The sequence below is a fragment of the Cellulophaga baltica 18 genome (assembly GCF_000468615.2).
Classification (GTDB): domain Bacteria; phylum Bacteroidota; class Bacteroidia; order Flavobacteriales; family Flavobacteriaceae; genus Cellulophaga; species Cellulophaga baltica.
This window is the reverse complement of the sequence record NZ_CP009976.1, coordinates 2,317,819-2,332,796: the sequence shown is the minus strand read 5'-3', so window position 1 is coordinate 2,332,796 and position 14,978 is coordinate 2,317,819. Positions and strand designations below refer to the sequence as shown.

General features: G+C 35.5%; 8 protein-coding genes. 4 read left to right on the top strand and 4 right to left on the bottom strand.

What is annotated here, in order from left to right:
- Position 1: 1 nt before the first annotated feature.
- The 4 genes from M666_RS09815 to M666_RS09800 form a co-directional block, all read right to left on the bottom strand.
- The gene (locus M666_RS09815; protein WP_024481439.1) at positions 2 to 1,012 is read right to left on the bottom strand and encodes a zinc-binding alcohol dehydrogenase family protein; all 1,011 of its coding nucleotides are present in this window, start codon (positions 1,010 to 1,012) and stop codon (positions 2 to 4) included.
- A gap of 244 nt (positions 1,013 to 1,256) precedes the next feature.
- Entirely contained in the window at positions 1,257 to 2,285 is a 1,029-nt protein-coding gene (locus tag M666_RS09810) for an SMP-30/gluconolactonase/LRE family protein (protein ID WP_029446865.1), read from the bottom strand.
- 29 nt (positions 2,286 to 2,314) lie between these two features.
- Complete coding sequence (locus M666_RS09805; RefSeq protein ID WP_029446866.1) at positions 2,315 to 3,475, bottom strand: mandelate racemase/muconate lactonizing enzyme family protein; 1,161 nt, start codon at positions 3,473 to 3,475, stop codon at positions 2,315 to 2,317.
- An 11-nt stretch (positions 3,476 to 3,486) separates the two neighbouring features.
- Positions 3,487 to 4,797, bottom strand: coding sequence for an MFS transporter (locus M666_RS09800; protein WP_029446867.1), 1,311 nt, complete (start codon positions 4,795 to 4,797; stop codon positions 3,487 to 3,489).
- A gap of 313 nt (positions 4,798 to 5,110) precedes the next feature.
- On the opposite strand from M666_RS09800, the gene M666_RS09795 reads away from it, so the two are divergent.
- From M666_RS09795 to M666_RS09780, 4 genes are all read left to right on the top strand, one after another.
- Positions 5,111 to 9,394 (top strand): two-component regulator propeller domain-containing protein, encoded by a 4,284-nt coding sequence (locus M666_RS09795; RefSeq protein ID WP_029446868.1) that lies wholly within the window; start codon positions 5,111 to 5,113, stop codon positions 9,392 to 9,394.
- A gap of 164 nt (positions 9,395 to 9,558) precedes the next feature.
- Positions 9,559 to 11,076 (top strand): sulfatase family protein, encoded by a 1,518-nt coding sequence (locus M666_RS09790; RefSeq protein ID WP_029446869.1) that lies wholly within the window; start codon positions 9,559 to 9,561, stop codon positions 11,074 to 11,076.
- 29 nt (positions 11,077 to 11,105) lie between these two features.
- Entirely contained in the window at positions 11,106 to 13,583 is a 2,478-nt protein-coding gene (gene galB / locus M666_RS09785) for a beta-galactosidase GalB (RefSeq protein WP_029446870.1), read from the top strand.
- A 1-nt stretch (position 13,584) separates the two neighbouring features.
- Positions 13,585 to 14,976 (top strand): sulfatase-like hydrolase/transferase, encoded by a 1,392-nt coding sequence (locus M666_RS09780; RefSeq protein WP_029446871.1) that lies wholly within the window; start codon positions 13,585 to 13,587, stop codon positions 14,974 to 14,976.
- Positions 14,977 to 14,978: the final 2 nt, after the last annotated feature.

Sequence of the window (14,978 nt, the reverse complement as noted above, 5' to 3'; positions counted from 1 at the left end):
TTTAACTAAAATTTACAGTGGCTTTAATTACGCCTGTTTCTGGTTTTAACCAACTATCAAAATTTTCAATCATTTCTGTAAAGGGAACGGAATGTGTTATAAATGATGCCGTTGGAAATTGATCTAAAACATTGATAACATGTTCAAAATCTTCGGTTGTTGCATTTCTACTGCACATTAGGGTCATTTCTTTTGCATGTATTGCCGGGTGTGTATAGGTAAGTTCACCTTTAGATAAACCTACTAAAATAAACCTACCTCCATGAGACATGTACGACGGACACATTTCTAAAGCCCCTTTGTGACCCGAAGCATCAAAAACTGCAGTACATAAATCTCCATTTGTAATTTCAGTGATTTTTGCCACAGGATCATTTGCTACATTTACCACGTAATCTACGCCAATTTTATCTTTAGCATATTGTAAACGTTGTTCATTCATATCTAGCGCAATTACTTTTGCTCCTGCAATTTGCGCTAATTTCATTATTCCAATTCCGATAGGACCACAACCAACTACTGCTACGGTTTCTCCTGGAGTTATCTGAGCTCTTCGTATAGCGTGCGCTCCAATAGCCAGAGGCTCTACTATAGCCATCTGATCATCAGATAAATTATTGGCTAGTAATAAAATATTGGTAGGAACTGTAATCATCTCTTGCATTCCTCCATCACTATGCACCCCTAACACACGTATATTTGTACAGCAATTTGTTTTACCGTTACGGCAGGCTATACATTTCCCACAACTGATATAAGGCATTACTACCACCTTATCTCCTGCTTTAATTCCACGGTCATTTGCTCCAATCTCCACTACTTCTGAAGCCAACTCATGGCCTAAAATTCGCGGGTATGTAAAAAAAGCTTGATTGCCTCCATAAGCATGTAAATCTGTACCACAAATTCCTACTTTTTTTATTTTAAGCAAGGCTTCATTCTCTTTTCTAACAGGTGCTTCTTTTTCTTTTAAAAGAAATTCTCCTGGTTTTTCACAAACGATATATTTCATTAATTCGGAATTATGGGTGATTGAAATTACTCTAAAGCTTGTTAATTCCACGTTCAGATTTAACAAGTGTAAAGTTCGATAATATCCGATTTTCTAAAGATAGCAAATGATTTAAAAGCTAGAACATATGTATAGATTTTTAATCCTATACAAAATCTTTAAATTTTAACATACTAAGAAACAAGCATTTAAAGTTAAAACTATTAATACACTCAAAAAATGATAGCAAGCCTTTACGTGCATTTTATTTTAAAGCAACTTTCAAGATATAATCATCGGCGGTTAAGAATAATTGAGATTCATCTGTAGACAGAGCACAATTTGCCGTCAATAATCCTGTATGGATTCTAGCAATTACAACTCCATCAGGATTAAAAATCCAAACACCATCTGGACCAGTAGCAAACAGATACCCTTCTTTATTTGTTTTCATCCCATCTGGCAACCCTTTATGTTTTTTATCACGATCTAGAGCAGTAACATCATAAAACATTTTTTTATCAGTTACTATTCCTGGTTGCACAATAGCATAAGAATACCAAGCTGCTTTTTCAGGATCAGAAGCCGCCACATAAAGTGTTTTCTCGTCAGGCGCTAGGGTAATCCCATTAGGGTACTTTAGCTCTTTGTCAAGCACTATTAGTTTTCCAGAAGCCAACAAACAATAAACACCCTGAAAATCTAGCTCTTTTGTAATATCGTTTATTCCATCAGGCAAACCATAAGGAGGATCTGTAAAATAAAGGTTCCCTTGCGCATCAAATACGCCGTCATTTGGACTATTTAATCTTTTGCCCTCATACCTATCAATAATCATTTCATAATGTTCTTTTGGAGCATTCATAGGTGCCTTCATTCTAGCAATTCGTCTTTCCCCTTGTTGCATCAAAATCAGTTCATCCTTATAATACATCAACGCATTAGAACCAGCTTCTTTTCCTGTATAATTCTTTACATCACTTCCTGACGGATGCAAATAAACACGCGCTTTTCCTTGAGCATCAATCTTAAAAACTTTACTATTTGGAATATCCGAAAATAAAAGATAATCTCCTTTTTCTATGTACAACGGCCCCTCTGTCCACGTAAAACCACTGGCCAGAATTTCTATACTACTGTGCTTATCTATGACCAAATTACCTTCCTCGGTTAAGATTTCTATAGAGAAATTAGCGGCTAACTCACTATTGGAACCAGCTACAGCTTCTTTTTTAATCTTACAACTAGAAAGGATGATAAAGACAATAAAAATACTTATACTTTTAGAAAACACTGGATCTATTTTTAGTTATACTTCTTATTTTACCAATTGGTGAAAGAACCATCACTACGGTGTAGTCTAGGAATTTCTACCGGAACAAATTCTGATTGTGCCGCCAAATCTTCATTGAATTCTACACCTAAACCGGGCGTATCTAGAACTTTATACCGAGGCCCTTCTAATGTGTGTTGCACTGGGTAATACTCCGGAGCATTAGTTCCCATGTATTGTGCTGGCGTATTTACCTCTTCTAACCAACTAAAATTAGAGCATGCTGCCCCCAAATGAATGGATGCTGCCGTACAAATAGGCCCTAATGGGTTATGTGGCATTAGATCTATATAATGAGATTCTGCCATTGCCGCTACTTTCATTGCTTCCGTAATTCCGCCAACGTTGCAAACATCAAGACGAACATATTGCGTAATATTCTTCTCTATAAAAGGTACAAATTGCCATTTGCTTGAAAATTCTTCACCGATAGTAAAAGGTACCGTTATAAGCTTACGAAGACTTTCATAAGCCTCTGGGCTCTCATCTCGAATAGGTTCTTCTATAAAATCTATTGTTCCCGCTGGCATCTTGCTGATAAATGAATACGTCTCTGCAGCATTTAAACGTGTATGATAATCAATACCTAATGTGACTTGAGAACCAATCTCTTTTCTTAAATCGATAAGCCAATCTGATAATAAGGCTATTGATTTTCTAGATTCAAAGAGACCTTTATCTTCTTGCGATTCAAATTCTGCAGGTGCCAACCGAAGCATTGTCCACCCTTCTTTAACCAATAGCAGTGAATAATCAAATAACTCTTCCCTCGTGGTAAAACGTACGGATGCAAAACAGTCTACATAGTCTCGTTGTTTTCCTCCTAATAATTCATAAACAGGAACCCCTAGCGCTTTACCTTTAATATCATATAAAGCAATGTCTATTGCCGATATAGCAGCAGCCAATACGCGTCCGCCTTCAAAATACTGGCCCCTATACATCTCTTGCCAAAGTGCTCCAATTTGCCTTGCATCCTTACCAATTAAAAATGGTTTAAAATGCTGAATAGCTCCCACAACAGCAAGTTCACGCCCAGATAATCCCGAAGCACCCCAGCCATATATACCTGACTCTGTTTCCACCTTTACTACCAATTGACTACCAGACCCTACATTAATGGGGTAGGTTTTAATATCTTTTATTTTCATAACTGTAATTCTTAATTCTTTGGTCTAGAAACAATACGCTCTACCTTCCCTACAATAAAAGTGTAACTTATAAAACCTAGTAAAGCTATAGCTCCGATAAAAAACAAAGCAGGCTTAAAATCTCCATCCTTAACCAAGTATCCTATAATAACAGGCACAACAATACCCGCCAAACCACCTATAAAATTAAATGCACCACCCGTAAGACCTATAAGTTTTTTGGGCGCCATTAAGGAGATAAATACCCAAGCAATACTGGCCAAACCATTTCCAAAAAATGCAATGGATAAAAATAAGATCACTAGAAACGTATCATCGGTATAGTTTGCCCCTATAATTGCTGTAGAAAGCAACATACCACATATGATAGGCAGCTTACGCGCTATCTCAACGGTATAGCCTCTTTTTATTAAAAAATCTGAAGTAAACCCAGATAACAACACGCCAAAAAATGCTGCTAAAAATGGAATAGATGCTAAAAATCCTGACTCAAGAAAATCTAACCCTCTATATTTCACCAAATACGTTGGAAACCATGTTAAAAAAAATATGATAATAGTTCCCAAGCAAAATTGTCCAATATATAAGCCCCAGAGTTTCCGATAGGAAAACACTTCCCTAAGGTCTGACCAACTAAACTTTTCTACTTTCTCTTTTTTATCAGTGTCAGACACCCCGTCTATCAACCCACCGCCTTCAGCGATATAATCTATTTCTTCTTGATTCATGGTTGCATGTTCTTTAGGGTCTCTATATAGAACATACCACAGCACAGCCCACACCAAACCAATAGCTCCTGATACATAAAACAAGCCTCGCCAACCCAGATAACTCTGAATAGCCGTCAAAACTGGTGTTAAAAATGCAAGCCCCAAAAATTGACCTGAAGTATAAATTGCAATGGCAGATGCGCGCTCTTTTTCAGGAAACCAACGCGTAACAATAACATTATTCGTAGGATAAGAAGGTGCTTCAAAAACACCTATTGTAGCTCTTAATCCTAATAAGCTTACAAAAGAATTAGCCATTCCCTGAACCAAAGTGGCTATAGACCACAATGCCATAATCACCGAATACAAAACTCTAGTCTTTATTTTATCTGCCATAAATCCTCCAGGAATTTGTAGAATAGCATAGGTCCATGCAAAAGCAGAAAAGATAAATCCCATTTGAACAGATGATAAATCTAAATCTTCACTTAAGGCAAAAGCTGCTACAGAAATATTACTCCTATCCAAATAATTTATAACCACTGTTAAAAAGACCATCGCTAAAATGCCGTACCTTTTATTGGTTTTCTTGGTGTTTTGTTCTTTTTGCATCTGTTCTTTTGTATTGCTGCGCAGACCACTAAAACTCTAAAAAGTAATGAATTAGCTATCCGAAAAAATGATTTTTAATAAGTTGAAGTACAGAGGTAAGAAAAAAAATATCTAGTTTGTAGTAATCCATTTTTTAGGGACGCAACATATGTTCAAAAGACTACAACATATGGAACAAAGAAATAGAACCACCTTATTAAATCTATTTTAAAATACTGAAATACAGTAATTTAAGTTGAAAATCAAAAATAGTTCATGAACCCTAAAAACGATATAGACACATATATATCTGCAATTTGATATATTTGTTAGTATGAGCTACCCCCTTAATCATATAAACACAAAACAAAGTATTGTCTATTTAATATGGAGTCTTCTCGTATTAATATCTCCTGCTTGTTTTGCGCAAAATTCATTAAAATTTGAGCATCTAAATACCGAGAATGGATTATCACAAAGTGATGTAAATACCATTTTTCAAGATGATAATGGTTTTATGTGGTTTGGTACACATGACGGATTAAATAGGTATGACGGTTATAATTTTACCGTTTTTAAACCTAATCCGGAAAATCCTCATAGTATAAGTAGCAATTTAATTTGGAAGATTATTGATGATGACCAAGGTAATTTATGGATTGGAACTACTGGAGGTGGCCTAAATTATTTTGATAAAAAGACAGAAAAGTTCAAGAGTTTTAAGAACGATCCAAAAAATGAATTTAGCATCAAGAGCGATTATATTACCTTACTTTTTAAAGATAGTAATAATAGATTATGGGTGGGTACGACAAAGGGCATTGATATGGCCGATTTATCTAAGTCTGCTGATTCCTTAAAATTTGAGCATTTTAACTTATATCAAAATAGTAACTCCCCAACAAGAAATAGTAACAACGTTAGTACTTTTTACGAAGATAGTATGCATCAAGTATGGATTGGTGGCATCAACGGACTTTCAAAATTATCTAGAGATAGTAATGGCGATATGTACTTTCAAGAAGTAAACAAACAAATAAATTTACCTAACACTCAAGTAAAGTCGATTATTGAAGATAGCTATGGCCATTTAATATTAGCCACAAGTAATGGCCTATATCGCTACGCACCCAATAAAAAAGAAAATCAACTTCAATATATATACAAAGGTTCCTACAATACAGTTTCGATCAATAATTTTCATATATGGGCGGGTACAGATGACGGACTATTAGAATTCTCCAATCTAGCAGAAAACAAAATGCCCGAGTTAGTCGGTTTATATAAATATGATCCAGAAAACCCTACCAATAGCTTAAGCAAGAACGCTGTAAAATCGCTTCACATAGATCATACCGGTATTGTTTGGGTGGGTGTTAATGGTGGCGGGATTAATAAATTGGACCCGCAACGAAAGCAGTTTTCACATATTAAAAAAAATCTAGAGCTAGGCAGTTTAAGCAACGATAAAATTAGAGCTATACATGAAGATAGTAATGAAAACTTATGGATTGGAACTGAAGGTGGCGGACTTAATTTACTAGGTAAAACCAATACAACGAGTAATTTTAATGAATTTCAGCATTTTACAAAAATTAATAAAGTATTTGCTATTGAAGAGATAAAGCTCAAGAGTTCTACCAAATTATTTGTGGGTGGCGAAAATGCACCCGGATTGTTTGAAATACAGTTAGACACACATAAAAAAATCACCGATAAAGATCTTAAAGAATTCTCAGATGTTCCTAGTAGCGTCTTTTCAATTTTACAGGATAAAGACCGTAATGTTTGGTTAGGATCCTACAATGGTGGTATACAACGTTGGCTAATTAATGAAGATGGGGACACTTTCACCAAAGATGGCTTAAAACATAATGCAACTATTGAAACAAGTATACCCAACAATATTATCAGAGATATCTACCAGGATAAAAAGGGTAACATTTGGTTTGCAACAGGTAATGGCTTAGCTAAATTACCTCCTGATCAAATTACCTCGAAAAATCCAAAATTTATTATATACAAGAATATACCCAATGACGATAGTTCCATAAGTCATAACTACATTTTAACCGTTTTTGAAAGTAAGTCTGGAGTTATTTGGGCAGGGACATTTGGTGGTGGATTAAATAAATTAATTCCCGCCACTAAAGATACGCCTGAACATTTTAAAACCTATGCCGAAAAGGATGGCCTCCCCAACAATGTGATCAAAGGTATTCTAGACGATGATCATGGAAACCTGTGGCTATCTACCAACAAAGGGCTATCAAAATTTGATACTCAAGCAGAGAATTTTCAAAATTATGATGTAAACGATGGGTTACAAAGTAATGAATTTAGCGAGTTAACCGCTTTTAAAACTAAAGATGGTTTAATGCTTTTTGGTGGCATTAATGGCTTTACTGCTTTCTATCCAGAGGAGATTATTAGCAATAAAGTTATGGCAGAAACTGTTCTAACTAATTTTTCAATCTTTAATAAACCCGTTGCCATAGGAGCAAAAATTAATGGCCGTATTATTCTAGATCAATCAATAAATTCTATTGACGAAATTGAATTGAAATACAGTGAGAATAGTTTCTCGTTTGAATTTGCTGCCTTGCATTATGCAGCCTCTAGTAAAAATAAATATGCTTACAAACTAGATGGTTTTGATAAAGATTGGATTTATACTACTGCAGATAACAGGTTTGCGACCTATACCAACCTTGAACCAGGCTCCTACATTTTACGCGTAAAAGCGTCAAATAATGATAATATTTGGGATGAAACACCCATTGAACTAAAAATAAATGTTACTCCTCCTTGGTGGCGTACTACTTTTGCTAAAATTCTTTATGTATTAATGGCCATTGGATTACTACATGCTTTTAGACGATTTACAATTATTAGATCTGCAGAGAAACATCAGCTGGAATTAGAGCATTTAGAAAACGATAAAAATGAAGAAATTCATCGCTTAAAGTTGGAGTTTTTCACCAATATATCTCATGAGTTTAGAACCCCATTGACGCTTATTAAAGGGCCTTTAGATTACTTAATTAAAAAAGGATCAGAAATGAGTCCCAAAGAAGCAAGAGATCAATATGGTTTAATGCGAAAAAATACAGATTATCTCTTACGCCTTGTAGATCAGCTATTAGACTTTAGAAAAATGGATCATGGAAAAATGAACCTTAATCTAAGTAAGAGTGATATTGTTGGTTTTTTGAAGGAAGTAGGCGAACCTTTTCAGTTTTTAAGCAGAAAAAAAGAAATCAATTTTAAAATTGAAACTTCCAAGGATGCTATTGTTTCTTGGTTTGATCCTGATGCGGTTGAAAAAATTATCAATAATTTATTATCAAACGCCTTTAAATTCACCCCTGAAAATGGAACTATTCTTTTAAATATATTTGACGGTACAGACTTCAAAAAGCCAAGTGACATTGCGGTAGATATCGATCAATCTAAATACATTGTTATACAAGTAAAAGACTCTGGACCTGGAATTCCTGCGCATAGATTACAGCATATTTTTGAGCGCTTTTATACGGAGATTGGACTAACCACGCATGTTAATACAAAAGGAACAGGGATTGGACTATCTTTTACTAAAAACTTAGTAGAGCTACATCAAGGAATTATAAAAGTAAAAAGTGATTCTGAGAATGGATCTACCTTCTTTGTATGGCTCCCTAAAGAAAAAGAAACTTTTGAAGCTACTAAAGAAATAAACTTCCATGAAGTTTTTGAGCCCAATACCTTTATCAGCAAAATTGACGCCGATTCTCATGCTATTAGCTTTATGGATGATATTATAGACCAAAACATGACAAGATCTAGGTCCAAGCTTCCATTGCTATTAATTGTAGATGACAATCCAGACATTAGATCTTTTATTAAGAGAGGATTAGGAGAAAGCTACTATATCTATGAGGCTGAGAATGGTGAAAAGGGCTTAGAATTGGCAAACAAATTTATGCCTAATATCATAATCACAGATCTTATGATGCCGGTCATGGACGGAATAGAACTTTGCAACAAACTAAAAAGTGCCAAAGAAACAAGTCATATTCCTGTAGTAATGTTAACAGCAAAGACATCACAAGAAAAGGAAATTGAAGGACTAAAAACAGGTGCAGATGCCTACATTAGAAAGCCATTTGATCTGGAGTTATTGGAACTAAAACTTTCCAATATTTTAAAAGATCGCGAAGAGTTGCGGAAAAAATTTAACCGAGAGATTACATTACAACCAAATGAAGTAACCGTAACCTCATCTGATGAGAGCTTCTTGCAAAATGCCATTGAGATTGTAGAAAAGCATATGATGAATTCAGAGTTTAGTGTTGAAATGTTAGTCAAAGAAATGAGTATGAGTAGAAGTAACTTGTACTTAAAAATAAAAGAATTAACCGGACTCTCTTCTAGTGAATTTATACGAAATATCAGATTAAAAAGAGCCGTACAGCTTTTTGAAAAAAGCGATTTATCTGTAAAAGAAATTATGTACATGACTGGTTTTAATACCGCATCATACTTTTCTAAATGTTTTAAAAAACAATTTGGTGTCATCCCTAGCAAGTACATAAGACTTACCAACAATGAGGAGGGCACTACTGAGGAATCGTAAACTTAAAACATTTGTTTTATTATAAAAACCATCTGTGATTCTTAACTAAGAATAGAAATCTCAATTTTGCTTTATAGTGATTTTTAGTACATAAGTAATTTATTGAGTTAATTATTTAATGCTCACTTTAACCGGTGGGCATTATTTTTTAAGAATGCCTACACATGAAAACAAAAGTTTACTTATTTGTAGCTACAAGCTTTTTTCTTGCTTGCAATAGCAAACCAAAACAAAACCCGGAACCTAAGAAACCCAACATCGTTTTTATTTTCACAGACGATCAAACCTATTCTTCCATACATGCTTTAGGAAACTCGGAAATCATTACTCCTAATATGGATGCCATGGTTCACGAAGGCACCACCTTTACGAATGCTTACAATATGGGTTCATGGAGTGGCGCTGTTTGTGCTGCCTCTAGAGCTATGTTAATTTCCGGAAGATCCGTATGGAGAGCTAATAATTTTAGGCAACATTGGATTCAAAACGACTCTATTGATAAAACTTGGGGTAAATTACTTCAAAATAATGGCTACGAGACTTACATGACAGGGAAATGGCATGTAGATGCTCCGGCCCATAAAGTTTTTGAACACACCACACATATTAGACCAGGCATGCCAAAAGATGCTTGGGATCATGCTACTATGGTCGCTAAATTTGATTCGCTCTCAAAAATTCCAAATGCTAAATCGCAAGATATTATGCCTAATGGCTATAACCGGCCGCTTTCCTTGAATGATACTACATGGGATCCAACAGATACTTCTAAAGGCGGATTCTGGAAAGGTGGACAGCACTGGAGTGAAGTGCTAAAAGACGATGCTATTGGATTTATAAATACGGCTAAAACTAGTGAAAAGCCTTTTTTCATGTACCTAGCTTTTAACGCTCCGCATGACCCTAGGCAAGCGCCGCGAGAATACCAAGACTTGTATGCTGTAGAAAATATGACGGTTCCTAAAAGTTATATGCCCGAATATACCTATAGACATGCTATTGCCAACGGTGATAATTTGAGAGATGAAGCGCTAGCGCCATTTCCAAGAACAGAATTGGCTGTAAAAACCCATAAAAAAGAATATTATGCAAGCATCTCTCATGTAGATGCTCAAATTGGCAAAATCATTGAGGCACTAAAAAACTCTGGCAAGATGGACAATACCTACATCATCTTTACGGCAGACCATGGCTTAGCAATGGGCAGACACGGCTTACTAGGAAAGCAGAGTTTATTTGATCACAGCATTAGACCCCCAATGATTATTTTAGGTCCTGATATCCCTAAAAACAAAAAAACAAATGTAGATGTATACTTGCAAGATGCTATGGCTACCTCATTAGATCTTGCGGGTATAGACAAACCAAAATACATTGAATACAACAGCTTCTTAAACATTGCAAAAGGAAAAGAATCCAAAAGCAGCTATGCTGCTATTTACGGAGCATATTTAGATGTACAACGAATGATTCGTAAAGATGGATACAAATTAATGGTCTTTCCGAAAATTAAAAAAATACTGCTCTTTGATTTAAAGAATGACCCTGAGGAAATGAATGATATTTCAAAACTTCCAGAGGAACAAAAAAGAATAAAAACACTGTTTCTAGACTTACAAAAACTACAAAAGGAAATGGACGATCCTCTTGATATTAGTGACTGTATTGTCGCCATACACTAAAACAACTCGACTAAAACTAAACAAAACGCATGAAAGCTTTAAAACTTACCCCATTGATCATTTTGTTCATTTCCATTTTTATATCTTCCTGCCAAGAGAACGGCGTAGAAGTTATAGCCGATCAAGAATTTAATAAAGATTGGCTTTTTTTAAAAGATACCGTACCAAATGGTGAAGCCATAAATTTAGATGATAGTACCTGGCGAAAACTAGACGTACCTCATGACTGGGCTATAGAAGGTCCTTTTGATAATAAAAATAATGCCAGAAATGGTGGGTTACCTATTGATGGTATTGCGTGGTACAGAAAACACTTTACCCTTGAAGATAAAAATAAAAACAAGCAAGTAGCCATTGAATTTGATGGGGTCATGGATAATTCTAAAATATATGTAAATGGAAATTTTGTGGGTGAACGTCACTATGGGTATAGTGGTTTTGAGTTTGACATCACTCCATATATAAAATTTGGTGAAGACAATATTATTGCTGTACAGCTTGCTCCTGAAGTTTTATCAGAAAGATGGTATCCTGGAGCCGGTATTTATCGCAACGTACGCTTAAAATTAAATGAGAAAGTACATATCCCACAATGGGGAACATTTATTTCTACTCCAGAAGTTACTTCAGAAAAAGCAACTGTAACGATTAAAACAAAGTTGAAAAATGCTACCGATAAACCTCAAGAGATCTTTCTAGAAACTACGATTGTTGATGCTTCCAATAAAACTATGGGCATATCAACCGAAACCATAGAAGTAGCAAATGATTCTGAAAAGCAATTAACACAACACATGACGGTTGTAAACCCAAGCCTTTGGGATATTGGCAAGCCTAATTTATATAAAGCAATAAGCCGCGTAAAAATAAAAGATCAAATTGTGGATGAATTTGAAACGGAATTTGGAATTAGAACTATCGAATTTAAAAAAGAAGGTTTCTTTTTAAATGGAAAAGCGGTAGAACTTAATGGCGTTTGTATGCATCACGATTTAGGGCCCTTAGGAGCTGCTGTAAATTACAGAGCAACAGAGCGCCAGATGCAAATTATGCAAGAGATGGGAGCCAATGCATTACGTACCAGTCACAATCCTCCATCACCAGAAATGCTACAAGTATGTGATAGATTAGGTATTGTGGTTATCGACGAAGCTTTTGATGAGTGGAAAGAACCAAAAGTTCCTAATGGTTATAGCAAATATTTTGATCAATGGGCAGAAAAAGATTTACGTGATATGATTAAGAGAGATCGTAACCACCCTTCTGTAATTATGTGGAGTATTGGTAATGAAATCCTAGAACAAGGTAAAAAAGACGGTTGGAAAATTGCCAAAATGCTGAATGATATTTGCCATGATGAAGATGATTCTAGACCCACAACTGCTGGTTTCAATTATTACCCAGCTTCTTTCGTAAATCAATTAGCCGCTCAGATAGATGTTGTTGGGGTTAATTATAAACCTGCATATTACGGAGAAATCAGGGAACAGAATCCAGATATGATTTTTTACGGATCAGAAACTTCATCACAAACGAGTACAAGAGGCTTTTATGAAATTCCTCAAGAGTATCATGTCAATAAAGAAACCAACCAAGTTTCTAGTTATGATGTTACTGTTGGTCCGCCTTGGGCCTACGCTCCAGATATTGAGTTTGATGCTCAAGAAAAAAACCCACATTCTTTAGGAGAATTTATATGGACAGGCTTTGATTATTTAGGAGAACCAACGCCTTATGGTGGTAGAGACAATTCTACGAATGGTTATTGGAATGATGATTGGCCTTCTCATGCCTCTTACTTTGCTCCTGTTGATTTAGTTGGTTTTCCTAAAGACCGTTTTTATTTATACCAAAGTCAATGGACATCGGCTCCTATGGTTCATGTCTTACCACATTGGAATTGGGAAGGCAAAGAAGGGCAAACAATACCTGTTTACGCTTATACAAATGCAGAAGAAGTGGAGTTATACGTAAACGGAATATCTTTTGGAAAAAAAGTAAAAGGCAAAGATCTAACAGACGTTTTTACAGAATATAATGGCTTTAAGAAAGGCATCTACAAATCAAAATACCGACTATCATGGCAGGTGCCTTATCAACCTGGCAGCTTAAAAGTGGTTGCGTACACCAAGGGAAAACAGGTAGCTTCTAAAGAACTAAAAACGGCAGGGAAACCTGCTAAAATTTCATTAGTAGCCGATAGAAATACAATTAAGGCAGATGGTAAAGACCTATCATTTATCACGGTACGCGTTGAAGACGAAGAGGGTAATTTATGCCCTAAATCGGATAATTTGATTAAGTTTAAAGTAGAAGGATCTGGTAATTTAGCAGCGGTTGGAAATGGAAATTCTGCATCACTAGAATCTTTTCAGGAAAACTACATCAAATCATTTTTCGGTAAAAGTTTAGCCATTATAAAAGGTACTGAAAACAAAGGGGAGATTACTATTACGGCAACCGGAGAAAATTTAACTACAGCAACCTTAACCATTAAAACAGAGTAGAATGATATCCTACAAAAAATTTATATTGCTTTGTGCTGTACTCAGTTTTGTCCTGAAGACCAATGGGCAAGAACAACCTAATATTATTGTGATTCTCACAGATGATCAAGGATGGGCAGATGTTGGCTTTAACGGAGCAACAGATATACCTACACCAAATTTAGACAGACTAGCTTCTGAAGGTGTTATTTTTTCTAATGGATATGTATCACATCCTTATTGTAGTCCTTCGAGAGCAGGGTTATTAACTGGCCGCTACCAAGCACGTTTTGGCCATGATTGTAATATGCCTTATGATGGAAAAAATGATGCTACTGTAGGCACACCTTTATCAGAAAAAATGATTTCCGAAGCCTTGAAAGAACAAGGATACAGAACCAGTGCAATTGGAAAATGGCACTTGGGAGACCATCCAGATTTGTATCCACCTGCACAAGGTTTTGATCACTGGTTTGGTTTTCCTGGAGGCGGTATGAATTATTGGGGTGAGTCTAAAAATGAAATTCAGACAATCTATAGAAATAGAAAGGTGGTACCCGAAGAGGAGTTAACCTATCTGACTGATGATTTTACAACTGAAGCCATTAGTTTTATCACCAAAAAAGATAAGAAACCTTTTTTCATGTACCTTGCCTATAATGCGCCCCATGCCCCAGATCAAGCAACAAAAGAATACCTTGAGAAAACCAAACATATAGAATATGCTGGTAGAAGTGTATATGCTGCTATGGTTAATGCTGTAGATGCTAATGTTGGTAAAATTGATTCTACACTAATTGCTAACGGTTTAAAAGAAAATACCATTCTGGTATTTTTAAGTGATAATGGAGGGAGAATAGAACATGCCGATAATAGACCTTATAGAGGCCATAAAGGCATGTTATTTGAAGGCGGAATTAAAGTGCCATTCTTTATCACGTGGCCTAAAAAAATCAAAGAAAAATACACCTATAATAAACCAATATCTTCCTTAGATTTATTCCCTACATTATTAAATGCAGCTGGCGGTAAAGCAAAAAAAGAAAGCCAGTTAGACGGAGTAGACTTACTTCCTTTCATTCTACAGAAAACACAAGAAACTCCTCATGAAACCTTGTTCTGGAGATCATCAGGAAACTTTGAATATGCCGTTAGAAAAGGCAATTACAAGCTCTACAAGAGTGCTTATAAGAACAAAACCTTACTTTTTGATCTTGAAAAAGACCATCTGGAACGCTATGATATTTCAAATGAAAACCCTGAAATTATAGTCGCCTTAGAAAAAGCCTACAAAAAATGGGATGCCAAAAACATGGCTCCAGGTTGGTTGGATCCACATGCAGAAAATGTCCTTAAAGAGGACAAAAAATGGCAAGGAGACAGAAACAAATCACTAAACAAAAAAATAAAATAACA

What these genes read in the sequence shown, in the direction of transcription:
- M666_RS09790 (WP_029446869.1), top strand. Translation starts at nt 9,559, where the DNA reads ATGAAAACAAAAGTTTACTTATTTGTAGCTACAAGCTTTTTTCTTGCT.
- M666_RS09815 (WP_024481439.1), bottom strand. Translation starts at nt 1,012, where the DNA reads ATGAAATATATCGTTTGTGAAAAACCAGGAGAATTTCTTTTAAAAGAA.
- M666_RS09805 (WP_029446866.1), bottom strand. Translation starts at nt 3,475, where the DNA reads ATGAAAATAAAAGATATTAAAACCTACCCCATTAATGTAGGGTCTGGT.
- M666_RS09800 (WP_029446867.1), bottom strand. Translation starts at nt 4,797, where the DNA reads ATGCAAAAAGAACAAAACACCAAGAAAACCAATAAAAGGTACGGCATT.
- M666_RS09780 (WP_029446871.1), top strand. Translation starts at nt 13,585, where the DNA reads ATGATATCCTACAAAAAATTTATATTGCTTTGTGCTGTACTCAGTTTT.
- galB (WP_029446870.1), top strand. Translation starts at nt 11,106, where the DNA reads ATGAAAGCTTTAAAACTTACCCCATTGATCATTTTGTTCATTTCCATT.
- M666_RS09795 (WP_029446868.1), top strand. Translation starts at nt 5,111, where the DNA reads ATGAGCTACCCCCTTAATCATATAAACACAAAACAAAGTATTGTCTAT.